The organism is Saccharopolyspora sp. NPDC000995 (assembly GCF_053599315.1).
The window spans coordinates 1-25,623 of the sequence record NZ_JBSFLZ010000020.1 but is presented as its reverse complement, the minus strand read 5'-3'; the positions used below and the strand labels follow the sequence as shown (position 1 = coordinate 25,623).

Genomic DNA, 25,623 nt, shown 5'->3' with positions numbered 1-25,623 from the left:
TTCCACTTCCACGGAATAACTCGATCGTGGCTGGTCAGCGCGTCGGGTCCAGGGTCTTGGCCCACAGCGAGCGGCCGGAATGGTCGCGGAGATCCACGGTCAGCTGCTCGGTGCGGCCGTCGATGTTGACCTCGCCGAAGTGCTGGAAGCCCTCCCACGGGGAGGCGCCCTGGCGGGTCGGGGCATTGACGAACACCTGGTCCGGGCCGAAGGTCGGGTCGAGCTTGTTCGGCCCGAACGCACCGGCGTGCAGCGGGCCGGAGACGAACTCCCAGAACGGGTCGAACCCGGCGAAGGCCGCGCGCTCCGGCGAATAGTGGATCGCGGCCGTGTAGTGCACATCGGCTGTCAACCAGACGGTGTTGCGCACCGACCGGCGGCTGATCTCCTGCAGCACCCACGCCAGCTCGGCCTCGCGCCCGTTGGGCGCCCCCGGCAGCCCGTTCGCGACGGCCTCGATCTTGTCCCCGTCGGGCACGACGATGCCGATCGGCATGTCCGAGGCGATCACCTTCCAGGTCGCCCGCGACCGGCTGAGCTCGTCGACGAGCCAACGCGCCTGGCGGTCGCCGAGGATCCGCTGCGGCGTGGTGCCCACCGAGTTCGGGTCGCGATAGCTGCGCATGTCGAGCACGAAGACGTCCAGCAGTGGGCCGTGCGAGACCTTCCGGTACACGCGTCCGTCCACCGTGTCCTGGCGCCAAACCGGCTGCCACTCGTGGAAGGCCTGGAAGGCGCGCTCGGCGAGCACGTCGACCCGCTTCTCGGTGTACTGGGCGAGGTCCAGGATCTCGCCCGGGTACCAGTTGTTGGTGACCTCGTGGTCGTCCCACTGCACGAGCTGCGGGACTTGCGAGGCGAAGCGGCGCACATTCTCGTCCAGCAGGTTGTAGGCGAACTGCCCGCGGTATTCGGCAAGGGTCTCGGCGACCTTGGACTTCTCCGGGGTAACGACGTTGCGCCACACCCGGCCGTCGGGCAGCGTGACGGACTCCTTCAGCGGCCCGTCGGAGTACACCGTGTCGCCGCTGTGCAGGAAGAAGTCCGGGTTTCGGGCGGCCATCGCGTTGTAGATCGTCATACCGCCGAGGTCTGGGTTGATGCCCCAGCCCTGCCCCACGACGTCGCCGGACCACAGGAAGCGCACGTCCCGGCGGTTGTGCGGGGCGGTGCGGAAGGTGCCGGTCAGGGCCTCGCTCTCGACGCGCCCGTCGAGGTCCTCGGCGATGACGCGGTAGTAGGCCTGCTCGCCCGGCGGCAACCCGGTTACCCGCAGCTCGCCGGTGCCGTCCGTCTCGGGGGTCAGGAGCGGACCGGGGATCCGCCGCGCGCCACGGAAATCGGCGTGCCGGGAAATCTCTACGAACATCCGCGACGGCCGGTCGGCGCGAGTCCACACCACGGCCCCGTCGGGACGCGGGTCGCCGAGCTGGACGCCGTGGGTCAGCACCGGGCGACCGCCGCGCGCGAACGCGGGGGCGCCGGAGAGGAACATGCCGGTGGCAGCGATTCCGGTGGCAGCGGCGCCGCGGAGCAGGGCGCGCCGGTTGAGCTGGAAGTTTTCGAACCTCATGCCGCTGGTTCTATCCAGGGCAGGAAGCTTCCGGATCACCCCTGGTCAACACACAGGTGAAGGGTTCGTGCCGATCGGCCGCCGGTTCACCGGCGGCACTTTCGCGCTCACACCTGGTGCCCGGCCTATCGGCGCGATAGCTTCACGAGCAAACCGACTGGCCGGTCTGACAGGGAGGTCCGGATGCTCGCCGCCGTGCACACCGCCGCGAACCAGCCGATGCGGATCGAGGAACTCGCCGATCCCCGGCCGAACAACGGCGAGGTCGCCATCGACGTGCGCTCCTGCGGCGCCTGCCACACCGACCTGCACGTGCTCAAGGGCGAACTGCCGTTCCCGACGCCTACCGTGCTCGGGCACGAGGTGGCCGGCGTGATCGCCGAGGTCGGGCCAGGCGTCAGCGGGTTCGAAGTGGGCGACCGGGTGGTGACCAGCTTCATCATGCCGTGCGGCCAGTGCGCGCAGTGCGCGCGCGGTAACGAGGAGATCTGCCAGAGGTTCTTTGAGTTCAACCGTGGCAAAGGGCGGCTCTACGACGACGAGACCCGGCTGTTCCGGCCGGATGGCGAGCCGGTCTGGATGTACTCGATGGGCGGCCTGGCGCAACGCTGCGTCACGCCCGCGACCTCGGTCTACCACGTGCCGGACGGCGTGAAGCTCAGCGACGTCGCTTCGGTGGGCTGCTCGACGATGACCGCGTACGGCGCGCTGCGCCACGCGGCGAACGTGCACGTGGGCGACACCTTGGCGGTGGTCGCGGCGGGCGGCGTCGGTTCGGCGCTGATCCAGCTGGCGGCGGTGTTCGGCGCATCGATGATCATCGCGGTGGACATCAGCGCGGAGAAGCTGGCTGGGGCGCGGAAGCTCGGCGCGACGCACGCGGTCAACTCCGCGGAAGTCGACGCACCAGCGGCGATCCGCGAGCTGACCGGCGGGCGCGGCGTGGACGTCGCATTCGAGGCGCTGGGCGCGGTGCCGACCTTCAACATCGCCCGGGATTCGGTCGTCGAGGGCGGGCAGGTCGTGGTCGTCGGCATCGCAGCCAGGGGCACCACCGGGGAGTTCGACCTGGCCACCATCGCCCGGCGGAAGCTGCAGATCAAGGGCTCCTACGGCGCGAAGCCGCGGCGCGACATGCCGGTCCTGCTCGACCTGGTTGCCCACGGCCTGCTCCGCCCCCAGGACGCGATCAGCCGCCACTACCCCTTTGAGCAGGTTCAAGAGGCCTACGACGCGCTCAAGCGAGGCGAAACCGTCGGCCGAGCCGTCATCGACATTGGCTAGCCGCCAGCGCTCATCCGCCCAGGTTCGGTATCAGCGGGAGGTCCTGGCGAAGAGGACTCCGGCGATCACCAGGGCTCCGCCGAGCAGGGTGTTCCAGTCGACCGGTTCGGCGAGCAGGACCGCGCCCAGCGCTTTCGACCACAGCGGGGTCACGTACGTGACCGTCGATGCGATGGTCGACCCGCCCGCGCGGATCACCCGCATGTTCAACAGGAACGCGCGGCTTTCCGCCATCGCACAAGACCGGCGCATCATGAGTCAAAACAAGCAGATCTGACCCATCGATGAGGGTTCCTCATGTCGATCAACGTCGCGCAGCTGTCGCGCGTTGCTCACGGTGGCGGGCGAGGGCGGGTTCAGCGCGACGGCCGACGCGCCGCGGATCAGCCAGTCCGCGGTGTCCCACGTCGTGGCCGCGCTTGAGAAGTCCCTGGGCTGCCGGGTGCTGGTGCGCCAGAGGAAACCCGGCCGAGGGCGTTCGGCGAAACCATCCTCGAACACGCCGAACCGCCGTCGCCGCGACCGACGCCATCCGCGTGCTCGCGGAGCAGCGGGACGGGCATCCGACCGGCCCGCTCCGGCTGGCCGGGCCTCGCCGAGCTGATGCTCGACGCCAGGTTCGTGCTGGTCCCCTTGCGCCAACGCGTCTGCCGTCTCGTCCTCACCGGCCCGCTGGCCAGGCCCTGGCATCCGGCCGCTTCGGCAGTCATCGAAGCGCTCCGCCGCTAGCCGCGAGACATTCAGTCGGTCTGTTCCGGCGGGTAGCCCGGCGGGTGGCCAAGCTGGTCGTAGAGCTGCCCCTCCCGCATGCGGCGGGCGACGTCGCGGCGCAGGTACAGGATGTAGCCCCACACTGCCGCGAAGACCGCGCCCATGATCCCGACCGCCGGGTGCACGAAGGCGCACAGGATCATCGCGCCCTGCAGCGCGAGCGCGACACCGAGGCCCCAGGGGCGGCGCTGCACGAACGCGGCCGCCAGCATCAGCACCGAAAGCACCGTGACGACGACGAAGCCGATGCTGGAGACGCCGCCGCCGAGCTTCCCGACCACCGGCAGCGCGAGCATGAAAGTGATGAACTCCAGCACCAGCGTGCCCGCCATGATCCCGCGCAGGCCCTTCCACGGGTCGCGCACACCGAGCGGCGCCTCGGGCAAGCCCTTCTCAGGTTCGGGGTTCGACTGGTCGGTCACGACGGCTCCCGTGTCTTGCGGATCACTCATGCCGGCTCCTTGCCGAACAGGGCGCGCGCCTCGCCCGCGGTCACCACGGACCCGGTGATCACCACGCCGCCGCCGGAGACCGACTCGCCCGGTTCCTCGGTCTCCTCGGCCAGCTGGATCGCGGTCTCGACCGCGTTGTCCAGCCGAGGTTCCACCACGATCCGATCTGGTCCGAAAATGTCCTTGGCCATGCCCGCAAGTTCGTCGGGATCCATCGCGCGGGGCGAGGAGTTCTTGGTCAGCACGATCTCCTCGACCACCGGCTCCAGTTCGGAGAGGATGCCACGCGCGTCCTTGTCGCCGAGCACGCCGACCACGGCGATCAGTCGGCGGAAGGAGAACTCCGAGCTCAGCGCGTCAGCGAGGGCGCGAGCGCCGTGCGGGTTGTGGGCCGCGTCGACGAGCACGGTCGGTGCCGCGCGGACCCGCTCCAGGCGTCCAGGGGTAACGACGCTGGCGAAGGCTTCGCGGACCCGCTCGACGTCGAGTTGCCGGTCCGCACCTGCACCGAAGAACGCCTCGACTGCCGCTAGCGCGAGCGCGGCGTTACGCGCCTGGTGTTCGCCGTGCAGCGGCAGGAAGATCTCGTCGTACACGCCGCCCAGGCCTTGCAGCCGGAGCAGTTGGCCGCCCACCGCGACGGTCCGGGACAGCACCCCGAACTCCTGGCCTTCGCGGGCCACGGTCGCGTCCACCTCGGCGACCCGCTCCATGATCACCTTCTGCGCCTCGACGGGCTGCGCCGCCACGATGGCGATGGAACCGGGCTTGATGATCCCGGCCTTCTCCTTGGCGATCCCGGCCAGGTCGGTGCCGAGGTACTCGGCGTGGTCCAGCGCGACCGGGCAGACGACCGCGATCTTCGCGTCGGCGACGTTAGTCGCGTCCCAGCTGCCGCCCAGCCCGACCTCGATCACCGCGGCTTCCACCGGGGCGTCGGCGAAGGCCGCGAACGCCATGCCGGTGAGCACCTCGAACTTGCTCATCCGGACGTCGCTGCGCGAGTCCACGATGGACACGTAGGGGGCGACGTCCCGGTAAGCCTCGACGTAGCCCTCGGGGCTGATCGGCGCGCCGTCGATGCTGATGCGCTCGGTGGCCAGCTGCAGGTGCGGGCTGGTGTAGCGGCCGGTGCGCAACCCGAGGCCGCTCAGCAGCGCGTCCGTGATGCGCGAGGTCGACGACTTGCCGTTGGTGCCGGCGATGTGCACGACCGGATAGCTGTGCTGCGGGTCGGCGAGCAGCTCGGTGAGCGCCCTGATCCGGTCGAGCGACGGTTCGATCTTGGTTTCCGGCCAGCGTTCGTTGAGCTCGGCCTCCACCACGCGCAGCTCCTGCAACGCGGCGGGATCGGTGCCGGACAAGTGCTCACTCCCCTGCGATTTCTCGACTGGGCACGACGAATGTCGAGGTCAGTCTACGTCTCGACGTCGGGCGGGCCGTCGAAGACCCGCTCGGCTGCGGTGGCCGAGCGGCCCGGTGGGCGGCGCTCGCGGCCGCCCAGGCACGGCGGGCGGCCACCTCGCCGACCTACGGCTGGGTGGCCGGGCGAATCCAACCTGGCCGCCTCTGCGTCGGCACTGGATCCGAGACGGCCTGCCGAAGGACCACATCATGTTCTGCGGCTACGGGCGGAAGCCACGATCGCGCAAGCAGGCCGAGTGTGCCCCCAGAAAAGGGGCTCCCCACGCGTGCCGGGTGACGATTTCCCCGCGCGAAATCGCCACCCACCACTCTCGTGACCGATCAGGCCTGCGGCAGCGCGGCCAACCGCGCGTTGATGCGGGCGATGTCGGCCTGCGCCGTTTCGCGACGGGCCTTGATCTTGTCCACCACGTCGGCCGGGGCCTTGTCCAGGAATGCCTGGTTGTTCAGCTTCTTGTCGGTGCCCGCGAGTTCCTTCTCCGCCGCGGCCAGGTCCTTGGCCAGCCGCTTGCGCTCGGCAACCACGTCGACGGCGCCGGAGAGGTCCAGCTCCACCGACACGATGCCGCCGGTCAACCCCACCTCGATGGACGCCGACGAGGTGAACCCGTCGGCCGGCTCGGTGACCCGGGCCAGCGCCCGCACCGCGGGCACGTGGTCGGCCAGACCCTGCTCCACGACGCCGCTGAGCTTGGCCGCCACCCGCTGACCCGGCTTTAGCCCCTGGTCGGAGCGGAACCGCCGGATCTCGGTGATCAGCTTCTGCGCCGCGGCGATCCGCTCCGCGGCCGCCTCGTCGGCAGCCGCCCCGGACACCTCCGGCCAGTCCGCGATCACCACGGACTCGCGGCCGGCCAACGCGGTCCACAGCGTCTCGGTGATGAACGGGATGGTCGGGTGCAGCAGCCGCAGCAGCACGTCGAGCACGTACCCGAGCACCTCGCGGGTGCGCTCCGCCCGCTCGGCAGCGTCCTGCGGGACACCCGCGCCCGGTCGCTGGTCATTGGCAGGCGAAGAATTATCGCCCACGCCAGCTCCAGAAGCGTCCAGCTGGACCTTGGACAGCTCCAGGTACCAGTCGCAGAACTCGTCCCAGGTGAAGTGGTAGAGCGCCTCGGTGGCCTTGGCGAACTGGAAGTCCTCCAATAGTTCGTCCACATCGGAGACCAACTGGTCGGCCCGGTCCAGGATCCACCGGTCCGCGTCGGTGAGTTCGCCGCGGTCGGCCAGCCTCTCCGGCACCCGTGCGCCGTTCATCATTGCGAACTTGGTGGCGTTGAACAGCTTCGTGCAGAAGCTGCGCGACGCCGCCACCCACTCCTCGCTGATCGGCGAGTCGGTGCCGGGGTTCGCGCCGCGCGCCAGGGTGAACCGCAGCGAGTCGGTGCCGTAGGTGTCCATCCACACCAGCGGGTCGACGGTGTTGCCCGCGGACTTCGACATCTTCTTGCCATGCGCGTCGCGGACCATGCCATGCAGCGCGATGACCTTGAAGGGCTCCACGCCGTCCATCGCGTAGAGGCCGAACATCATCATCCGGGCGACCCAGAAGAACAAGATGTCGTAGCCAGTGACCAGGACGCTGGTCGGGTAGAACTTCCGCAGGTCCGCGGTGTCCGCCGGCCACCCCATCGTGGAGAACGGCCACAGGCCCGAGGAGAACCAGGTGTCCAGCACGTCCTCGTCCTGGTACCAGCCCTCGCCGATCGGCGGCTGTTCGTCCGGTCCGACGCAGACGACCTCGCCATTGGGCCCGTACCAGATCGGGATACGGTGGCCCCACCACAGCTGCCGCGAGATGGCCCAGTCGTGCAGGTTGTCGACCCAGTCGAAGTAGCGCTTGGTCATCTCCGGCGGGTGCACCGCGACCTGGCCGTCGCGCACCGCGTCGCCGGCAGCCTTGGCCAGCGGGCCGACCTTGACGAACCACTGCAGCGACAGCCGCGGCTCGATCGGCTCCTTCGACCGCGAGCTGTGCCCGACGCTGTGCAGGTACGGGCGCTTCTCCGCGACGATGCGGCCCTGCTCGCGCAGCGCCTCGCGGACGGCGACGCGGGCCTCGAAGCGGTCCATGCCGTCGAACTGCGTGCTGGTGCGGGCGATCCGGCCCTGCTCATCCATGATCGTCAGCATCGGCAGGTCGTGCCGCTTGCCGATCTCGAAGTCGTTCGGGTCGTGCGCCGGGGTGACCTTGACCGCACCGGTGCCGAACTCCGGGTCGACGTGCTCGTCGGCGACGACCGGGATCTTGCGGCCGGTCAGCGGGAGCTCGATCTCGGTGCCGACGAGGTGCTTGTAGCGCTCGTCGTCGGGGTGCACCGCGACGGCGGTGTCGCCGAGCATCGTCTCGATCCGGGTGGTGGCAACCACGATCGAGTCATCGCCGTCGCCGTAGCGCATGGAGACGAGCTCGCCCTCGACTTCCTTGTGCTCCACCTCGATGTCGCTGATCGCCGAGCGCATCTGCGGCGACCAGTTGACCAGGCGCTCGGCCCGGTAGATCAGGCCGTCGTCGTAGAGCTTCTTGAAGATCGTCTGCACCGCGCGGGACAGCCCGGCGTCCATGGTGAAGCGCTCGCGGGTCCAGTCCACGCTGTCCCCGAGGCGGCGCATCTGGGACAAGATCGCCCCGCCGTGCTTCTCCTTCCACTGCCACACGCGCTCCAGGAACGCCTCGCGGCCCAGGTCGCGGTGGTCGATGCCCTCGTCGCGGAGCTGGCGCTCGACCAGCGCCTGCACCGCGATGCTCGCGTGATCCATGCCGGGCAGCCACAGCGCCTCGTAGCCCTGCATCCGACGGCGCCGCGTGAGGATGTCCATCAGGGTGTGCTCGAAGGCGTGGCCGATGTGCAGGCTGCCGGTGACGTTCGGCGGCGGGATGACGATCGAAAACGGCGGCTTATCGCTGTTGGCGTCGGCGACGAAGTACCCGGCAGCTACCCAGCGCTCGTACAGCTCGGCCTCTACGTCGGCCGGATTCCAGGTCGACGGAAGTTCACGGGGCTGGGCGGCGTGGGTCTGTGTCACGCATCGAATTCTACGAGTGCCTGTTCAGCGCGTTTTCCGGGCATTAGGCTGCGCCGCGACCAGCACCGTTGTGAATCCTGGCACTTCGGCGATGCCGGTCTATGAGCGGTGTCGCACCCTATTGCCATGTCGCGTGGAGCCCCAGAACAGGACATCGACGAGAACGCCCTCCGAGTCGGTCAGCCCGGCCACGCCGCGGCGGGCGTGAAGGGCGTGCTGGTCTCGCTGCAGCGCAGTTGGGAGCAGATGGGCCTGGCCCGGACCGCCCGGACCTTGCCGCTGCTGAACCAGCGAGCGGGCTTCGACTGCCCGGGCTGCGCGTGGCCGGACCCGCGCGAGGCCGAGGGAGACAAGCGCAAGATCGCCGAATTCTGCGAGAACGGCGCGAAGGCCGTGGCAGAGGAGGCGACGACGCGGCAGGTCGGGCCGGAGTTCTTCGCCCGCCACCCGGTCGCCGAGCTGGCCGGCAAGACCGACTACTGGCTGGGCCAGCAGGGTCGCCTGACGCAGCCGATGATCTTGCGCGACGGCGACAGCCACTACCGCCCGATCGAGTGGGGCGAGGCATTCGAGGTGATCGCGGGGAACCTGCGCGGGCTGGATTCGCCCGACGAGGCCGCGTTCTATACCTCGGGCCGCACCAGCAACGAGGCGGCGTTCCTCTACCAGCTGCTGGTGCGCAGTTTCGGCACGAACAACCTGCCGGACTGCTCGAACATGTGCCACGAGTCGTCGGGGTCGGCGTTGACCGAGACCATCGGCATCGGCAAGGGCTCGGTGTCGCTGTCCGATGTGGAGCACGCGGACCTGGTGCTGGTGGTGGGCCAGAACCCGGGCACCAACCACCCGCGGATGCTGTCCTCGCTGGAGAAGGTCAAGCGGCGCGGCGGGCGGATCATCGCGGTCAACCCGCTGCCGGAGACCGGCCTGATGCGGTTCAAGAACCCGCAGAACGTGCGCGGCGTGGTCGGCGACGGCACCCAGCTGGCCGACGAGTTCGCGCAGATCCGCATCGGCGGCGACCTGGCGCTGTTCAAGGCCCTCAACGCGCTGGTGATCAAGTCGGGGGCGGTGGATCAGGACTTCATCGACACCCACACGCACGGTTTCGCCGAGTTCGCCGCCCAGGCCACCGACGTCGACTGGGAGGCCACCTCCGAGGCCACCGGGCTGGCCCTCAAGCAGATCGAGCGGATCGCGGAGATGCTGATCTCTTCGCAGCGCACGGTCGTGTGCTGGGCGATGGGGCTGACCCAGCACAAGCAGGGCGTCGCAACCATCCGCGAGGTGGTCAACCTGCTGCTGCTGCGCGGGATGATCGGCAAGCCCGGCGCCGGGGTCTGCCCGGTCCGCGGCCACTCGAACGTGCAAGGCGACCGGACGATGGGCATCTGGGAGAAGATGCCGGAGAAGTTCCTGGACGCTCTGGAGCGCGAGTTTGAGGTACCGGTCCCGCGCCACCACGGTCTGGACACAGTGGACACCATCCGGGCCATGCAGTCCGGCCGGGTCAAGGCGTTTTTGGGGATGGGCGGGAACTTCGTGTCCGCGACGCCGGACACCGACGCCACCGCGCAGGCGCTGCGCGGCTGCGAGCTGACGGTCCAGGTTTCCACGAAGCTCAACCGCTCGCACGCGACCCCGGGCCGGACCGCGCTGATCCTACCCGCGCTTGGCCGCACGGAACGCGACGTGCAGGGCGGCGGGGAGCAGTTCGTGACGGTCGAGGACTCGATGTCGGTGGTGCACGCCTCGCGCGGGCGGCTCGCCCCGGCATCCGAGCACCTGCTCTCCGAGGTCGCGATCGTCTGCCGACTGGCCCGCGAGCTGCTCGGCCCGGACCACCCGGTGCGCTGGGAGTTCTTCGAGCGCGACTACGACGTGATCCGTGACCACATCGCGCAGGTGGTGCCCGGCTGCGCGGACTACAACCGCCGGGTCCGCGAACCGGATGGTTTCGTGCTGCCGCACCCGCCGCGCGACAGCCGCACCTTCCCGACCGCGACGGGCAAGGCGAACTTCACGGTGAACGTCCCGGAGCCGATCCGGGTGCCCGCCGGGCGCCTGCTGCTGCAGACGCTGCGCAGCCACGACCAGTACAACACCACGATCTACGGCCTCTCGGACCGCTACCGCGGCGTCGAGGACGGCCGTCGCGTGGTGCTGGTCAACCCCGAGGACATCGCGGAACTCGGCTTCGCGGCGGGAGATCTGGTGAACGTGATCTCGGAGTGGACGGCGGCGGACGGCTCGCTCGAAGAGCGCCGCGCGGTCCGCTTCCGGATCGTCGCCTACCCGACGGCCAAGGGTTGCGCGGCGGCCTACTACCCGGAGGCCAACCCCCTGGTCCCGCTGAACTCGGTGGCGGAGAAGTCCAACACCCCGGTCTCCAAGGCCGTCATCATCCGCCTGCAACGGGCCTGACGCGCCGGTGCCCGTGAGTGCTTTCGGGCTACCGCAACCGAAAGCACTCACGGCCCCTGATCAGCGTCAGCCGCATTGCCACAAGAAGCGGCCTTGGCCGGTTTTCTCGTCCAGGAAAGCGTAGGCGACGCCCGCGTCGCCCAGGTCCATGTCGAATGGTTCGTCCGCGCTGTCCAACTGCGCCACGAACCGCCAGGTGCCGGGTTCATCCGGCCACTCCTCGCCCTGCAGCCAGCCCGGTTCGCCCCAGAGGTGGCTGCGCAGCAGGTCGTTGTCGTCGGTGGCGGCCTCGGGGTCGTGCGGGGTGAGTTCCGCTCGGTGGTCCGGGCCGAACGTGGGGCCTCGTCGGATGCTGGCCACCTGGTAGAAGTCCGCCGGTTCGCCGGGCTGGGCGAAGAAGGCGTTCTCACCGCTGGCCGGGTCGTAGGTGCCGTCGACGAATTCGCCGGGATCGTCCTCGGTCATGAACAGGTATCCGAGCCGAACCTCCTCGCCCGGCAGGCGGATCTGGCCGATGAACCGCATCGGCCGGCCGGTGCTCGCCGACAGTGGCCAGGTCGGTTCGGCCAGCCAAACTGGCTGGCCACCGAACTTGGTGATCGGTTCGGTGATCGGCTCCGGCGCTTCCACGAAGCCCAGGTTCTGCCGATCGATCGGGGTGCTGGTGACCATTGCATTCCTCACTGTGCGGGGTGCGCGACCGACGTTAGCGCCACCCACCACCCTCACGGGAGCTGATCGGGCCGAAACGGCCCACCTGAACCGACCAGTCCGCAAATTCAATGAGCCTTTTTCGTCATTGCCGATCCGCGGCCGCGACGCCTGGAGTCCCACGGCGCTGGGCCGCCGCAAGCGGCGTAGCCGCGAAACGGTCATTGAAATCGAAGGTGCGGTTTACATTGAAATTGCGGGCTCCGTCGACGCCCGCGTTCTACAGCTGGCGCAGAACCCCTCATGAAATGACCCGGGCTCCCGCAGGTCATCGAAGATCGCCAGGACAGGCTGGCGCCGCTCCAGGAACTGCTGCTGGGACTCCTGCCCGCGAGACCGACGCCCGGCTGTAGCGGTGCATGAGGCTGGTGTTGCGCAGGCCGGGCGCGGCGGCCTCGATCGCGTCGACGACGTTGGTCAGCATCGTCATGTCGGCGGTCTACGCCGCGGTCAGCCGGTGAACAGCTGGGTGACCTTCTGGACGAGTTCGTACACGCCGTAAGCGAAGGGCAGACCGACCCACGCCCACGCGAAGAGGAGCAGTCCCCGGCGGTTCATCGCACGCCTCCCGTGGCCGGTTCGTGGAACCTGGGGTTGACCGGCCGCACCAGTTCGTTGGCCACGAACCCGACGACGAGCAGGCCGATCATGATGTACAGCGACGTCGTGTAGAGGCCCGGCCCGGTGGCACCGGCCGCTTTGCGGACATCGGCGATCGCGTTGACGATCAGCGGCCCCAACACGCCTGCCACCGACCACGCGGTGAGCAGCCGTCCGTGGATCGCGCCCACCTCGTAGCTGCCGAACAGGTCCTTAAGGTAGGCCGGGATCGTCGCGAAACCACCGCCGTAGAACGACAGGATCAGCATCGCGCACAGTACGAAGACCGGGACCCCGCTCGCCCCGAACAGCGTGATGCCCAGGTACAGCAGCACCCCGCCGCCGAGGTAGAGCCGGTAGATGTTCTTGCGCCCGAGGATGTCCGATGTGGACGACCAGATGAAGCGCCCGGCCATGTTGGTCAGCGACAGCAGCGCGACGAACCCGGCCGCGGCGCCGGTCGCGACCGGTGTCGAGCTCTCCGCGAAGAAGCTGACGATCATCGGCGAGGCCTTCTCCAAGATGCCGATCCCGGCCGTGACGTTGCAGCACAGGACAACCCACAGCAGCCAGAACTGCGGCGTGCGCACCGCGTTGCGGGCCGCCACGTTCGCCGTGGTGATCATCGAGCGGTGCACCTGCTTCGGCGCCGCCACGGGGCGCCAGTCCTGCGGCGGCACCCGCACCAGCACCACGCCCAGCGACATGAACACCCCGTAGACCAGCCCGTGCACCAGGAAGGTCAGCGCGATCCCGGACCGAGTGGTGCCGAATGCCTCCAGCATCTGGGTCGACCACGGCGAGGCGATCAGCGCGCCCCCGCCGAAGCCCATGATGGCGATGCCGGTCGCCATGCCCGGCCGGTCCGGGAACCATTTGATCAGCGTCGACACCGGCGAGATGTAGCCGATGCCGAGTCCGATCCCGCCGACGAACCCGTACCCGAGCACCACCAGCCAGTACTGGCCGAGCGAAACCCCGAGCGAGGACAGCAGGAATCCCAGCGAGAAGCAGGTGGTGGACACCGCCATGGCCCACCGCGGGCCGCGACGCTCCACCAGCGTCCCGCCCAGCGCGGCGGACAGCCCGAGCATCACGATGCCCAACTGGAACGGAAGCGCGCTAAGCGTCCCGGACAGGCCGAGGGCTGCTTCCAGCGGCGGTTTGAAGACGCTCCAGGCGTAGACCTGCCCGATGGACAGGTGCACGGCGAGCGCGGCGGGCGGAACCAGCCACCGGTTCCAGCCAGTGGGTGCGACGATTCGGGCGGGAGCGAGCAAGTCTGCGACCATGGGACCTCCCCGATGCAGCGTTGATCACAGCGCAGCCGAGCATACTGACCTGGCAGGGAGGGCCGATGGGACGCGTCACCATGCGACGACCGGTGCTGAAGATCGCCGCCGACGGCGCCCGGACCAGGCCGGACACCCTGGTCGCCGAGGAGCCACTGGAGATCCGGGTCAACGGCACCCCGCTTTCGGTCACCATGCGCACCCCCAGCCACGACATCGAGCTCGCGCACGGGTTCCTGCTCACCGAGGGCGTGATCCACGACAAGGACCAGCTGTCCACGGCCCGCTACTGCGACAGCCCCGGCCCGGACGGCCGCAACACCTACAACGTGCTCGACATACTGCTCGCGCCCGGCGTGCAGCCGCCAGACGCCTCGGTGACGCGCAACTTCTACACCACCTCGTCCTGCGGCGTGTGCGGCAAGGCCGCGCTGGACTCGGTCCGGCTGAGCACCCGCCACTCCCCCGCTGATGACCCGCTGACGCTGGAACCCGCCACCATCATCGAGCTCCCCGATCGGTTGCGGGCCGCCCAGCGCGTCTTCGAAACCACCGGCGGGCTGCACGCGGCAGGCCTGTTCGATTCCGGCGGTGAGGTGCTCGTGGTGCGCGAGGACGTCGGCAGGCACAACGCGGTCGACAAGGTCCTAGGCTGGGCCCTGCTGGCGGACCGGGTGCCGTTGACCGGATGCGTGCTGATGGTGTCGGGACGGGCTTCGTTCGAACTCGTGCAGAAGGCGGCGATGGCCGGGGTGCCCGCGCTCGCTGCGGTGTCCGCGCCGTCGTCGCTGGCCGTGGACCTCGCGGCGGAGCAGGGCATGACGTTGATCGGGTTCCTCCGCGGCCGGTCCATGAACGTCTACACCGGAGCCGAGCGCATCGTGACGAAGGACATCGCCTGATTGCGCCCCATCCGGTTGGTGGCGGTGCATGCCGTTGGCACGATGAAAGCGCAACGGTCAAACGGGAGGACGCATGGGCAACGGTGAATCGTGCGGCCGCATGCTGAGCCGGCGCAGCGTCCTCGCCTCCGGTGTCGCCGGGCTCGGCGCGCTGGGCGTCGGGCTGGCCGCCGACCTCGACTCGCGTCCGGCGGTGCCGCTAGCCGACGCGTCGAACGTGTCCGTGGAGCAGGTGTATTCGCAGGCCCGCAACTGCCCCGTTCACCTCGTCACGATGTACCCGAAAGGCGTTGCGCTCGAAGGACTTCCGGTCTGCCTGATGCTGCACGGCCGGTTCGGCGACGCGCGCAAGTCGGCGGGCGGGCTGCCGAACTGGCTGTCCGATTCGGTCGCGGCCCGCCGCATCCCGCCGTTCGCGTTCCTCGCCGTGGACGGCGGCGGGAACAGCTACTGGCACCGGTGGCCCGGCGATGATCCGATGTGGATGTTGCTCGACGAAGTGCCGCGCTGGCTGGCCGAACGCGGCCTCGGCGGCGAAGGCGGCCGACCATTCGCGGCCGCCGGCATCTCGATGGGCGGCTTCGGCGCGCTGCTCTACGCCCGCCGCCGCCGCGAGCAGGGGGACCCGCTGTCGGCCGCCGCCGTGGTCTCCCCGGCGCTTATCACCAGCTGGCAGGAGATGAGCAAACGGCGGGCCTTCGCAAACGAGGCGGAGTGGGCGGAGATGGATCCGCTCCGCCACATCGGCGCGCTCGGCGACCTCCCCCTGGGCGTGTGGTGCGGCACCGAGGACCGCTTCATCGACGGCACCCGCCGCTTCATCCGCGCCGCCCAGCCCTCGTACGCTTCGACCACCCCAGGCGGTCACAACAGCCGCTACTACCGCAAGGCGCTGCCGGAACTCGTGGACTTCGTCGGCACCCAACTCGCCAGCTCAAGCGACAGATGAAGGCTTACACAAGGCGTCGGCGTTCCTGGGACGCGCCCGCGGTGTAGGTGTCCGTGTCGAAGCGGTCGTTGAGCGGAACCGTGCCGTACAGGGACCAGCTCAGCACCCCAGGCCACGGACCGTAGCCGGCGTCGGTGTTTAGATGCTCGCCGTCGAGGATGACGTCCATCTCGACCTGCAGGTCCTCGGCCAACGCGTGCGCCTGGTACATCGACAGGTAGGGGTCGCCCGTGCCGACCACGAGGCGGGTGATCCCGGCGGCCCGGCGCAGCGCCGAAGCTTCCGTAGGGTAGGGCGTGATGCCCTGGGCGTCGGGGTGCTGCCAGTCCCGGGCCGGCGGGGACACGAGCAGGACCCGGTCCGCGCGCCGGGACGGCCCGACGATCGTCGCCGCGTGGTGCAGCCACAGCGCCACCCCGCAGGAATGGGCCGCGACGACCAGTTCGGCTTCCGGTGGCACTGCCTCCAGCCGCTCCCGAAGCACCGGCAGCCAATTCTCGAGCATCGGCCGGTCGGGGTCGGGCAGGTCCGGCAGGTCTACCTGGACACCGTGCTCCCGGAGCTGCCCGGCGAGCCACTGCTGCCAATGCCAAGGGCCGGAACCGGTCATTCCGTGAACCAGCAGGACATGCATCTCGCTCATGGCACCGCTCCCGGAGATTGGTCGGGTCACACCCCATGATCATCTAACCCCGATGATCCGCGGGCCGCGACCCGTACCCACCGATCCGGTCATGATCAAGGCCACGGGACGGCGCCCGCCCGAGGAGCCCAAAGTGCGCCGCCTTCGGCAGCCTTTTGGCGTTCTTGATGGCGTGGAAAAGACCCATCGCACCGACTCGTCAACCGATGCACGCGCTGTGCCCTGCGCAGGCCCGCGCGAGGCACTGCACCGCACGACCGACTGTGCGACACCGCCGGGTTCCTGCTGCGACCCAGCTGGCCTCAGGCGGACTTCTCGCGGCGCTCGCGACGAGTGGCCTGCCGGGCGACGATCGTCGGGTTGACGTTCTCGCGCACCGTCTGCTCAGTGATCACGACCTTGGCCACGTCCGAACGGCTCGGGATGTCATACATCACCGGCAGCAGGACCTCTTCCAGGATCGCGCGCAGCCCGCGGGCACCCGTGCCCCGCAGGATCGCCTGGTCGGCGATGGCCTCCAGCGCGGTCTTGGTGAACTCCAGCTCCACGTTGTCCATCTCGAACAACCGCTTGTACTGCTTCACCAGCGCGTTGCGCGGCTCGGTGAGGATCTGCACCAGCGACGGCTTGTCCAGATTGGTGACGCTGGCGACCGTGGGCAGCCGGCCGATGAACTCCGGGATCAACCCGAACTTGATCAGGTCCTCGGGCATCACGTCGGCGAAGTGGTCGGTGGTGTCGATCTGGTTCTTCGACCGCAGCTCCGCGCCGAACCCGACGCTGTGCTTGCCTACCCGGTCCTCGACGATCTTCTCCAGCCCGGCGAACGCGCCCGCCACGATGAACAGCACGTTCGTGGTGTCGATCTGGATAAACTCCTGGTGAGGGTGCTTGCGACCGCCCTGCGGAGGCACGCTCGCGGTGGTGCCCTCCAGGATCTTCAGCAGCGCCTGCTGCACGCCCTCGCCGGAGACGTCGCGGGTGATGGACGGGTTCTCGCTCTTGCGCGCGATCTTGTCGACCTCGTCGATGTAGATGATCCCGGTCTCGGCTCGCTTCACGTCGTAGTCGGCCGCCTGGATCAGCTTGAGCAGGATGTTCTCCACGTCCTCACCCACGTAACCGGCCTCGGTGAGCGCGGTAGCGTCGGCGATCGCGAACGGGACGTTGAGCATCTTGGCCAGCGTCTGCGCCAGGTAGGTCTTGCCACAGCCGGTTGGCCCGAGCATCAGAATGTTCGACTTGGCCAGCTCGACGGCCTCTTCACCACGGCTCTCCCGGCGCTCACCGGCCTGGATGCGCTTGTAGTGGTTGTAGACCGCAACCGACAGGTTCCGCTTCGCCGGGCCTTGCCCGATGACGTACTGGTCGAGGAACTCGTGGATCTCGGCCGGCTTCGGCAGCTCGTCGAGCTTGACCTCGCCCGCCTCGGCCAGTTCCTCCTCGATGATCTCGTTGCAGAGATCGATGCACTCATCGCAGATGTACACGCCGGGGCCGGCGATGAGTTTCTTCACCTGCTTCTGGCTCTTCCCGCAGAAGGAGCACTTCAGCAGGTCGCCGCCGTCACCGATACGTGCCATGACCGCTGACCCCGTCCCCTCCGGCGCGCCGTCCGGTAGCGCGCCTGACCGTGTGTGCCTCCGACGGTACCTGTCGTTCCCCGGGTTCGGGGAGACTCACAGTGTCCGCCATGGCCGAGCGTGGTGTGACCAGCACCGCGTTCGGCGTGTCGTGGACAACGGCCGGGCGTGGCGAATCCACCACCATCCGGCCGTCCGCCCACTTCTACCAGGTGCGCGACCGCGCACTGCGGAATCGGGCGGTTGCTTCATCGGCGCAACCGGCACCGCCGCGTGTTCTCAGACGGTGGCCCAGGGCTCTCCGCGAGGCCAGCCCCGACGTGGCGTATTGGTCATACATGAGTCGGGGATCCCTGATCCGAGAAGGCGTCTGAGATTCCGCTATCCGCACCGCTATTGCTGTAAATGGAGTTGGAAACAGTCCTCAGGGCTTCTGCGCCGACAGCTTCCGGTAGGGCAGGACCTCGTCGATGATGCCGTACTCGGCGGCCTGCTCGGCCGTGAGGATCTTGTCCCGGTCGATGTCGTCGCGCACCTGCTCCTGGGACCGGTTGGTGTGCTTCGCCAACGTGGTCTCCAGCAGTTCGCGCATCCGCTGCACCTCGGCGGCCTGGATCTCCAGGTCGGAAACCTGGCCGTAGATGCCCTCGACCGACGGCTGGTGAATCAGGATCCGCGAGTTCGGCAGTGCCATCCTCTTGCCCTTGGTGCCGGCGGCCAGCAGCACCGCCGCGGCCGAGGCCGCCTGCCCGAGGCAGATGGTGCGCACGTCCGGCCGGACGTACTGGATGGTGTCGTAGATGGCCATCAGCGCGGTGAACGAACCACCGGGCGAGTTGATGTACATCTGGATCTCGCGGTCCGGGTCATCGGACTCAAGGAAAAGCAGCTGCGCCATCACGTCGTTGGCCGACGCGTCGTCGACCTGGACGCCGAGGAACACGATGCGCTCCTCGAACAGCTTGTTGTACGGGTTCGACTCCTTCACCCCGTACGCGGTGCGCTCGACGAACGAAGGCAGCACGTACCGGGACTGCAGAGACTGATAAGGGTTCACGACAGGTGACTCCTCGTTGCTAGGTCCGGGCGGGATGATCAGCTGCTCGGAAGGTTCGCGGCACTCGCCACGAAGTCCACGAACCCGTACTCGCGGGCCTCCTCCGCGGTGAACCACCGGTCGCGGTCCGAGTCCTGGGTGATCTTCTCCACCGTCTGACCGGTCTGCGCCGCGATCAGCTCGGCCATCTCCTTCTTGTGCCTGGAGAACATCTTGGCCTGGATCTCGATATCCGAAGCCGTACCACCGAGACCGGCCGACGGCTGGTGCATCATGATCCGCGCGTGCGGCAGCGCGAATCGCTTGCCCTTGGCGCCCGCGGACAGCAGGAACTGCCCCATCGAGGCGGCCATGCCCATCGCCACGGTGGCCACGTCCGGCTTGATCAGCTGCATGGTGTCGTAGATCGCCATGCCCGCCGTCACCGAGCCACCCGGCGAGTTGATGTAGAGTGAAATGTCGCGGTCCGCGTCCTCCGCCGCCAGCAGTAGCAGCTGCGAGCAGATCTGGTTCGAGATCGAGTCCTCGACCTGGGAGCCGAGGACGATGATGCGCTCCCGCAGCAGCCGCTCGTAAACCGAGTCGTTGAGCGAGAGCCCGTTCGTCCCCGTCCGCATGGACGGCGACTGCGCGTCGGACGCCGGAACAGTCAGGTGCTGCGTCACGTCTCCCTGCCTTCTCCCACAATGGGCCGTTGTCCACCGGGGCCACTTCGGCCACTCCGCCCACTTCCACAGTGGACCGCAACCCCGGCGATGTTCTGCTTCCCTCTCGGGTGATCCGCTACAACCGACCCTAACGAACGTGGACGGCACCAGCTTCCCAGTACCGCCCACGTTCGCTTAGAGCATGCGTAGAGTTTGCTCGGACTGGCTTTGCTTGGCGGTGCGGGTAGCGGAACCTCAGAGGCCTTCTCGACTCCCGGATCCCGACCCACGCATGACCAATACGTCGCGTCGAGGCTGTCCTCGCGATAAGAGCTCTGAGAACCCGCAGCGGTGCAAGTTGGGAAGGTGGCAGGCAAGCGGCTTCAAGCCGCTTGCCTGCCGGCCTGCGGATCACACCCAATCCGGCGAGCTCTGTATCCAGTTGTTGAGAAAGGCGGGTCACTCCGCCTTCGCGGCCTCGGCCGGCTCGGCCTGCTCGGACTCCTGCGGGCCGAACAGCTCGTCGAGGTCCAACTCGTTGCCGGCCTCGTCGGTGACGGTGGCCTGGCGAACGACCGCGAACAGCGCCTTGCTGCGGCGCACGTCGGCGAACAGCGCGCCGAGCTGGCCCGACTCTTGGGCCTGCTGGACGAACTGGTCCGGGCTCATGCCGAAGCGCTGGGCTTGGTAGATGATCCGCTGGGTGAGCTCGTCGTCGGAGACGGACACGTCCTCGGCGTCGGCGATGGTGTCCAGCACCAGCTGGGTCTTGACCGCCTTCTCCGCCTCGGCGCGAGTCTCGGCGTCGAACTCCTCGCGGGTCTTCTCCTGCTGCTCAAGCCACTCTTCGAGGCGCGCCTCGTCGTGGTCGAACGGGTGCACCGCGTCGTGCTGGCGCGCCTCGATCTCCGACTCGACGACCTTCTCCGGCAGCGGCACCTCGAGGGTCTCCAGCAGCGCGTCCAGGACCTTGTCCCGGGCCTGCATGCCCTGCTGCATCTTCTTGACCCGGCCCAGCCGCTCCCGCAGGTCGGCGACGAGCTCCTCGACGGTGTCGAACTCGCTGGCCATCTGCGCGAACTCGTCGTCGGCCTCGGGCAGCTGGCGCTCCTTGACGGAGTTGAGCGCGACCGAAACCTCGGCGTCCTTGCCGGCGTACTCACCGGCCAGCAGCTTGGTCGTGAACGTCTTGGTGTCGCCCTCGCTCGCGCCGATCAGCGCGTCGTCGATGCCTTCGATGAGCTGACCGGAGCCGATCTCGTAGGACAGGCCGCTGGTCTTGGCGTCCTCGACGTCCTCACCGTCGACGGTGGCCGACAGGTCGATGCTGACGAAGTCGCCCTCCTGCGCGGGGCGCTCCACCCCGGCGAGGGTGCCGAAGCGGGCGCGCAGCGAGTCAAGTTGCTCGGTCACCTCGTCCTCGGCGACCTCGACGTCGTCCACGCTGACCGACAGCTCACCGAAGGCGGGCACGGTGATCTCGGGGCGGACGTCGACCTCGGCGGTGAACGCGATCTCCGCGCCGTCCTCGATCTTGGTCACCTCGATGTCCGGGCGACCGAGGGTGCGCACCTCGCTGCTGTTGACCGCCTCCAGGTACTTGGCCGGGACCGCTTCGTTGACGACCTCGTCGAGCACGGGGCCCCGACCGATGCGGCTCTCCAGCACCCGCGCCGGGACCTTGCCCGGCCGGAAGCCGGGGATGCGGACCTGCTGGGCGAGTGCCTTGTACGCGCGGTCGAAGTTCGGCTTGAGCTCGTCGAACGGCACCTCGACGTTGATCCGGACGCGCGTCGGGCTCAGGTGCTCGACGGTGCTCTTCACGTAGTCTCCTAGTGCGAACGTGCTTGATTCCCGGCGCTGCCAACGGGCGCGGCATAGCACCACGTCCAACGATGCCGGGCTGACCTCCAAGTCTATTGCTTCCCGTCGAGGCACACGGCCCGGGGTTGCAACTAACCGCGTTGGCAAGCCTCACCTAAGTCCGGATGCTCCGCCCAACCGCCATCCGTGTTTGAGTGGAAACGTGCACCACACCGCAGCTCACGCCGCTACCTGCGCCGCACTGTCCGAAGCACTCTCCGAGCCGATGCCCGGCACCGCAGCGGTCGCCGACAGCTGGCTGTGCCTGGAACAGCGCGGCCCCTTTGGGCACAACGCGCTGACACAGAGCCACCTAGACCCCGAGCTCGGGCGGGCGCTGTCCGCGCGGGCCGACCAGCATCGGGTGCGGATCCAGCTCATCCGGCACCCTGGCCGGCACGCGGACACCGCAGGTGACCAACCGCGGCGGGTGTTCATCGCGCACACCGCCCCCGGCACCGGCTGGCTGCGGACGGCGACAACCACGGACCCCTCCGCACTCCTCGAACTCGACTTCGCCCGGATCGCGGCAGGCCACCACGACGGCTGGGGGCAGCCCGCCACCGAGCCGCTGCTACTGGTGTGCACCAACGGCCGGCGCGACCGGTGCTGCGCCGTCCTCGGCCGCGAATTGATCACCGAACTCGCCGGGCGGCACGACCGCACGATCTGGGAGTCCTCGCACACCGGCGGGCACCGCTTCGCGCCCGCCGCGGTCGTGCTGCCCAGCGGGTACACCTACGGGCGGCTGACCGCGCACACCGCCGACGCGATGCTGTCCTCCGCCGCGGCTGGGAAGGTCGTCCTCGACCACTGCCGAGGCCGATCCACGTGGAGCCGCGCCGGCCAAGCCGCCGAACTCGCCCTCCGGGAGCTCCTCGGCGAATACCTCGTCGACGCCCTGCGCGTCACCGGCGAAGAAGCCCACCAAGTGCTGATCGACCATCAGGACGGCCGGAGCTGGCAGGTCGTGGTCCGGGAACGCGAACTCGACCCGCCCCGGCCCAACAGCTGCGGCAAGAAGGCAATACGCCCCACCGCCTGCACCGTCGAAACAATCAACCGCCGACCAGCGCCCCCACCGCCGAACCCAACTGAGTAGGCGTCACCGCGGTCACGATGCCCTCCGGCGGCGCCGACGCAGGCGAAACCGGCGGACCCGGTACGCACAGCGAAACGACGACCAGGAAAGCCACCGCGGCGCCCAACACCGCGCACACCACCAAGGTCGGCAGCTGGACCCGGAAACCGGGCAGACTCCAATCGCGCACGAAGGGGAAATCGGCCGCCCACCACAGACCGTTACCACCCGCAGCCAGCTGCTGCGACACATCACCACACCGAACAAGCCGACCGGCAAAAGAAAACCGGCCACTCACCGATGGCGAGCGGCCGGCCGCGACGTCGGGGTGGCGGGATTTGAACCCACGACCCCTCGCACCCAAAGCGAGTGCGCTACCAAACTGCGCCACACCCCGTCCGACGTGCGGAGCACCCGGAAACCCCGGGTGCGTTGCGGATAGCCTATCGCGACCCGCTAAGCTGTGGCACGCAAGGTCACCTAAGCCCACGAGGGCCAGGTGAAACCAGCATGCGGGCGTAGCTCAATGGTAGAGCCCCAGTCTTCCAAACTGGCTACGCGGGTTCGATTCCCGTCGCCCGCTCCGAGTTGGGCGTTTTGCGTCGAGGGACTTTGCCCTTCGACCCTTACTCCTCACCTTTGCCGTGGGGACCGGGCCCTCAGGCCACCCACAGCGCGGGGGCGCTTTCGAGCTGCTGCTCGCCTTTCTCACGTACCCGGCAGCCGTGCCGTTTCACGGCCTAGCGCATAGTGGCGATTTCGCGCCGTTCGCTTGGCTGCTCCCCCGTGGGCGCGCTGCGTTCGTGACCATCCAGTGTCATCCTGCAGAGCACGTGCGCTGGGGCAGCGACCCTGCTCATCCGCTGTGCCGAGCCTCTCAGGTGTGGCTTGCCATTGGGCGGTTCGTGCCGCTTCGCGGCTGTTGGGTTCTCGGGTTGGGGTCTTGGGAATAAGAAGGCTTTGGGTTTTGTCGGTGAGTTGAGTGAGGCTTGTGGGCGGCTCGGGCCTTCACGGCTCATATTGATCTTTTTGGGGGTTCTGTGCGGCGGCTTGAGTACAAGTGGTTGGTTGGCATCACCTTTGTGCTGGCGCTGATCATGCAGATCCTCGACGTCACCATCCTGAACGTTGCGCTGGCCACCTTGGGGCGGGAGTTCCGGGTCGACGCCGCCGCGCTCCAGTGGGTGCTCACCGGGTACATGATCAGCCTCGCGGTGTTCATCCCCTCGTCAGGCTGGATCGCCGATCGGTTCGGCAGCAAGCGGACCTTCCAGGCCGCCGTCGTCATCTTCACCTTCGCGTCCGTGCTGTGCGGGGTTTCCACCGAGATGTGGCAGCTCGTCGGTGCCCGGGTGCTGCAGGGCGTTGGCGGCGGGATGCTCGTGCCCGTCGGCCAGGCGATGCTGTTCCGGGCCTTCCCTCCCAACGAGCGCGTCAAGGCCGGGGCCGTGCTCGCCATCCCGATCACCGTTGCGCCCATGCTCGGCCCGGTGCTCGGCGGGGTGCTCGTCCAGTACGCCAACTGGCGGTGGATCTTCTTCATCAACGTCCCCGTCGGGGCGTTGGCACTGTTGTTCGCCGTGATGTTCCTCCGTGAGGAGCCGCGGCGCGATCCGGGGCGCTTCGACTTCCCCGGTTTCGTGTTCGCCGGAGCCGGTTTGGCGACGCTGCTCTACGGGCTCGAACAGGGTGCGCAGCTAGGCTGGGGCCAGCCCCAGGTCTGGTCGAGCCTCTTGGCCGCGGTGCTGCTCATCGGCGGGTTGGTCTGGCGGGAGTTGACCGTCACGCATCCGATGCTCGACCTGCGGTTGCTCACCGACCGGTTGTTCGGCATCGGCAATGTGCTGTTGCTGTGCCAGACCGGGGCGATGTTCGGGGTGCTCTTCCTCATACCGCTGTACCTGCAGAACCTGCGCGGGGTATCGCCCATGCACGCTGGACTCGTGCTGATGCCGCAGGCCATCAGCATGTTGCTGACCACCCAGGTAATCAGCCGGATCTACGGCCGGGTCGGACCGAAACGGCTGATCCTGGCCGGGTTCGCGGTACAGGTCGCGATCGGGCTCGGGTTGCAGCTGCAGGGCACCGACACCTCGTTGTGGCTCCTGGTCGCGTTGCTCGCGGTACAGGGAGTGGCGATGGGGCTACTGATGACTCCGGTGCAGACCGCGACGTTCGCCCGGATCTCCGGTGCCGCTATGGGGCAGGCCAGTTCGATGTTCAACGTCAGCAGGCAGGTCGCCACCGCGCTGGGCACCGCGATCGTCGCAACCGTACTGGTGGTGCTCACCGAGCACGGCGTGTCCACAGTGGGTCCCACTGCGGCCGGCCAGGTCGCCGCGGCTCAGCTGGGCGCCTACCACGGCGCGTTCCTGGTCTCGGTGGTCTTCGCCGGGCTCGGCCTGCTGCTGGGACTGCGGGTGCGCGACTCCGACGCGGCGGCCAGCCTGGACACCCCAGCCGCGAAGGCACAGCCGGGTGAACGCCAGCCCTCGAAAACCGTGAGATAGCTCAAGCTCGCCCCACTCCCGGAGCGGCCCGGGCAGTATGTGAGGGGTGACCGACATGCCGCACGCCGACCAGGTCCGCAATCACGCTCGCTGGCGCTCGGGCTGGCGCGCCGGGCGCACCGGCTATGCGTGGCTGCTGCCGCTGGCCGACCAGCCCGGGCTGCGCAAGCTGGTGAACGACTACCAGTACGCGCTGCGCGACCTGCCCGGCTTCGACCTCGTGCCGCTGGAATGGATGAGCATCCTGGTGCAGGAAATCGGTTTCACCGACGAGATTGACGAGTCGCGCATCGAACCGCTGGTGGCGTCCGCCCGGACCCGGCTGGCGTCCGCGCTGCCCGTGACCCTGACGTTCCACCACGCAGTGGTCCTGCCGGAGTCGCTGTCGCTGCCCGCCGAACCCCAGTCGACGGTGCTCGAACTCCGCGCCGCGGTGCGCGAAGTGACCGCCCAGGCGCTCGGTGGGGCGACCGTCCCGGCGGAACCCGAAGACATCGACAAGCACGTGAGCCTCGCCCATTCCACCACCGACGGCCCGGCGATCTTCGCCGTCGCCACCCTCGGTGCCACGGTGGTCGAGCCGACCACGGCCAAGGTGAGCGCGCTGTCCCTGGTCAAGCTCAACCGGGACCACTCGTGCTCCGAGTGGGAGACCATCGCCGAGGTCCCACTCGGCGTCTGAGAGCACAGTTTCAATTGAAACTGCGGTCACTCCGGGGTTTCCGCAGTTTCAATGAGGTGATCTCAGTAGGGGGTTATGCGAGTCGGCCGTGCTCGAATTGGGTGAGTACGAGTGCGGCTTTGACGATGGGTCCGATTTTGCGGGGGC

At 68.5% G+C, this 25,623-nt stretch carries 23 protein-coding genes and 2 tRNA genes; 9 read left to right on the top strand and 16 right to left on the bottom strand.

All coding sequences use genetic code 11. The features are described 5' to 3' along the window. Positions 1-34: 34 nt before the first annotated feature. Complete coding sequence (locus ACWDKQ_RS09840) at positions 35-1,573, bottom strand: alkaline phosphatase D family protein (protein ID WP_450138361.1); 1,539 nt, start codon at positions 1,571-1,573, stop codon at positions 35-37. 183 nt (positions 1,574-1,756) lie between these two features. Here ACWDKQ_RS09840 and ACWDKQ_RS09835 point away from each other — a divergent pair, with 183 nt between their 5' ends. Next, positions 1,757-2,857 (top strand): zinc-binding dehydrogenase, encoded by a 1,101-nt coding sequence (locus ACWDKQ_RS09835; RefSeq protein ID WP_450138360.1) that lies wholly within the window; start codon positions 1,757-1,759, stop codon positions 2,855-2,857. A 30-nt stretch (positions 2,858-2,887) separates the two neighbouring features. On the opposite strand, the gene ACWDKQ_RS09830 is transcribed toward ACWDKQ_RS09835, so the two are convergent. The 5 genes from ACWDKQ_RS09830 to ACWDKQ_RS09810 all read right to left on the bottom strand — a co-directional run bounded on the left by ACWDKQ_RS09830 (position 2,888) and on the right by ACWDKQ_RS09810 (position 8,532). Then, the gene (locus tag ACWDKQ_RS09830; protein WP_450138359.1) at positions 2,888-3,091 is read right to left on the bottom strand and encodes an EamA family transporter; all 204 of its coding nucleotides are present in this window, start codon (positions 3,089-3,091) and stop codon (positions 2,888-2,890) included. Between the two features lie 24 nt (positions 3,092-3,115). Next, positions 3,116-3,547 carry a hypothetical protein gene (locus tag ACWDKQ_RS09825; protein WP_450138358.1) on the bottom strand — a complete coding sequence of 144 codons (432 nt, stop codon included), beginning with the start codon at positions 3,545-3,547 and terminating at the stop codon, positions 3,116-3,118. A 50-nt stretch (positions 3,548-3,597) separates the two neighbouring features. Then, entirely contained in the window at positions 3,598-4,080 is a 483-nt protein-coding gene (locus ACWDKQ_RS09820; protein ID WP_450138357.1) for a DUF4233 domain-containing protein, read from the bottom strand. Beyond that, positions 4,077-5,444, bottom strand: a complete 1,368-nt coding sequence (gene folC / locus ACWDKQ_RS09815; protein WP_450138356.1) for a bifunctional tetrahydrofolate synthase/dihydrofolate synthase — start codon at positions 5,442-5,444, stop codon at positions 4,077-4,079. The genes ACWDKQ_RS09820 and folC overlap by 4 nt, the downstream gene beginning before the upstream one ends. Positions 5,445-5,826: 382 nt before the next feature. After that, positions 5,827-8,532 (bottom strand): valine--tRNA ligase, encoded by a 2,706-nt coding sequence (locus ACWDKQ_RS09810; protein ID WP_450138355.1) that lies wholly within the window; start codon positions 8,530-8,532, stop codon positions 5,827-5,829. Between the two features lie 126 nt (positions 8,533-8,658). Here ACWDKQ_RS09810 and ACWDKQ_RS09805 point away from each other — a divergent pair, with 126 nt between their 5' ends. Beyond that, positions 8,659-10,956: an FdhF/YdeP family oxidoreductase gene (locus ACWDKQ_RS09805; RefSeq protein WP_450138354.1), complete on the top strand. Its 2,298-nt coding sequence runs from the start codon at positions 8,659-8,661 to the stop codon at positions 10,954-10,956. Positions 10,957-11,022: 66 nt separating this feature from the next. On the opposite strand, the gene ACWDKQ_RS09800 is transcribed toward ACWDKQ_RS09805, so the two are convergent. Continuing rightward, positions 11,023-11,481: a hypothetical protein gene (locus tag ACWDKQ_RS09800; protein WP_450138353.1), complete on the bottom strand. Its 459-nt coding sequence runs from the start codon at positions 11,479-11,481 to the stop codon at positions 11,023-11,025. Between ACWDKQ_RS09800 and ACWDKQ_RS09795 the strand changes: the two genes are divergently transcribed. Continuing rightward, positions 11,471-11,914 carry a hypothetical protein gene (locus tag ACWDKQ_RS09795; protein ID WP_450138352.1) on the top strand — a complete coding sequence of 148 codons (444 nt, stop codon included), beginning with the start codon at positions 11,471-11,473 and terminating at the stop codon, positions 11,912-11,914. The genes ACWDKQ_RS09800 and ACWDKQ_RS09795 overlap by 11 nt on opposite strands. 203 nt (positions 11,915-12,117) lie before the next feature. Here ACWDKQ_RS09795 and ACWDKQ_RS09790 read toward each other — a convergent pair whose 3' ends face one another. Then, positions 12,118-12,225, bottom strand: coding sequence for an MFS transporter small subunit (locus ACWDKQ_RS09790; RefSeq protein ID WP_450138351.1), 108 nt, complete (start codon positions 12,223-12,225; stop codon positions 12,118-12,120). Further along, positions 12,222-13,559, bottom strand: coding sequence for an OFA family MFS transporter (locus ACWDKQ_RS09785; RefSeq protein WP_450138350.1), 1,338 nt, complete (start codon positions 13,557-13,559; stop codon positions 12,222-12,224). The genes ACWDKQ_RS09790 and ACWDKQ_RS09785 overlap by 4 nt, the downstream gene beginning before the upstream one ends. 65 nt (positions 13,560-13,624) lie before the next feature. On the opposite strand from ACWDKQ_RS09785, the gene fdhD reads away from it, so the two are divergent. Both fdhD and ACWDKQ_RS09775 read left to right on the top strand, forming a co-directional pair. Further along, positions 13,625-14,461, top strand: a complete 837-nt coding sequence (gene fdhD / locus ACWDKQ_RS09780; protein WP_450138349.1) for a formate dehydrogenase accessory sulfurtransferase FdhD — start codon at positions 13,625-13,627, stop codon at positions 14,459-14,461. Between the two features lie 73 nt (positions 14,462-14,534). Further along, positions 14,535-15,410, top strand: a complete 876-nt coding sequence (locus tag ACWDKQ_RS09775; protein ID WP_450138348.1) for an alpha/beta hydrolase — start codon at positions 14,535-14,537, stop codon at positions 15,408-15,410. 4 nt (positions 15,411-15,414) lie between these two features. Here ACWDKQ_RS09775 and ACWDKQ_RS09770 read toward each other — a convergent pair whose 3' ends face one another. The 5 genes from ACWDKQ_RS09770 to tig all read right to left on the bottom strand — a co-directional run bounded on the left by ACWDKQ_RS09770 (position 15,415) and on the right by tig (position 21,164). After that, positions 15,415-16,053, bottom strand: a complete 639-nt coding sequence (locus tag ACWDKQ_RS09770) for an RBBP9/YdeN family alpha/beta hydrolase (protein WP_450138347.1) — start codon at positions 16,051-16,053, stop codon at positions 15,415-15,417. A 302-nt stretch (positions 16,054-16,355) separates the two neighbouring features. Next, entirely contained in the window at positions 16,356-17,636 is a 1,281-nt protein-coding gene (gene clpX, locus ACWDKQ_RS09765) for an ATP-dependent Clp protease ATP-binding subunit ClpX (protein ID WP_450138346.1), read from the bottom strand. Positions 17,637-18,060: 424 nt separating this feature from the next. Next, a complete protein-coding gene (locus ACWDKQ_RS09760) occupies positions 18,061-18,693 on the bottom strand; it encodes an ATP-dependent Clp protease proteolytic subunit (protein WP_450138345.1) in 633 nt (210 codons plus the stop codon). 38 nt (positions 18,694-18,731) lie between these two features. Then, positions 18,732-19,358, bottom strand: coding sequence for an ATP-dependent Clp protease proteolytic subunit (locus tag ACWDKQ_RS09755; RefSeq protein WP_450138344.1), 627 nt, complete (start codon positions 19,356-19,358; stop codon positions 18,732-18,734). Between the two features lie 441 nt (positions 19,359-19,799). Further along, positions 19,800-21,164 carry a trigger factor gene (gene tig / locus ACWDKQ_RS09750; RefSeq protein ID WP_450138343.1) on the bottom strand — a complete coding sequence of 455 codons (1,365 nt, stop codon included), beginning with the start codon at positions 21,162-21,164 and terminating at the stop codon, positions 19,800-19,802. Positions 21,165-21,366: 202 nt separating this feature from the next. On the opposite strand from tig, the gene ACWDKQ_RS09745 reads away from it, so the two are divergent. Next, positions 21,367-22,305 carry a sucrase ferredoxin gene (locus ACWDKQ_RS09745; protein WP_450138342.1) on the top strand — a complete coding sequence of 313 codons (939 nt, stop codon included), beginning with the start codon at positions 21,367-21,369 and terminating at the stop codon, positions 22,303-22,305. Here the strand turns inward: ACWDKQ_RS09745 and ACWDKQ_RS09740 are convergent. After that, positions 22,262-22,534: a hypothetical protein gene (locus ACWDKQ_RS09740; protein ID WP_450138341.1), complete on the bottom strand. Its 273-nt coding sequence runs from the start codon at positions 22,532-22,534 to the stop codon at positions 22,262-22,264. The genes ACWDKQ_RS09745 and ACWDKQ_RS09740 overlap by 44 nt on opposite strands. Before the next feature lie 73 nt (positions 22,535-22,607). Then, positions 22,608-22,681: transfer RNA gene (locus ACWDKQ_RS09735), tRNA-Pro, on the bottom strand. Between the two features lie 115 nt (positions 22,682-22,796). Between ACWDKQ_RS09735 and ACWDKQ_RS09730 the strand changes: the two genes are divergently transcribed. The 3 genes from ACWDKQ_RS09730 (at position 22,797) to ACWDKQ_RS09720 (ending at position 25,476) form a co-directional block, all read left to right on the top strand. Beyond that, positions 22,797-22,867 (top strand) — tRNA-Gly (locus tag ACWDKQ_RS09730). A gap of 457 nt (positions 22,868-23,324) precedes the next feature. After that, a complete protein-coding gene (locus tag ACWDKQ_RS09725) occupies positions 23,325-24,794 on the top strand; it encodes an MDR family MFS transporter (protein WP_450138340.1) in 1,470 nt (489 codons plus the stop codon). A 55-nt stretch (positions 24,795-24,849) separates the two neighbouring features. After that, positions 24,850-25,476, top strand: a complete 627-nt coding sequence (locus ACWDKQ_RS09720; RefSeq protein WP_450138400.1) for a 2'-5' RNA ligase family protein — start codon at positions 24,850-24,852, stop codon at positions 25,474-25,476. Positions 25,477-25,623: the final 147 nt, after the last annotated feature.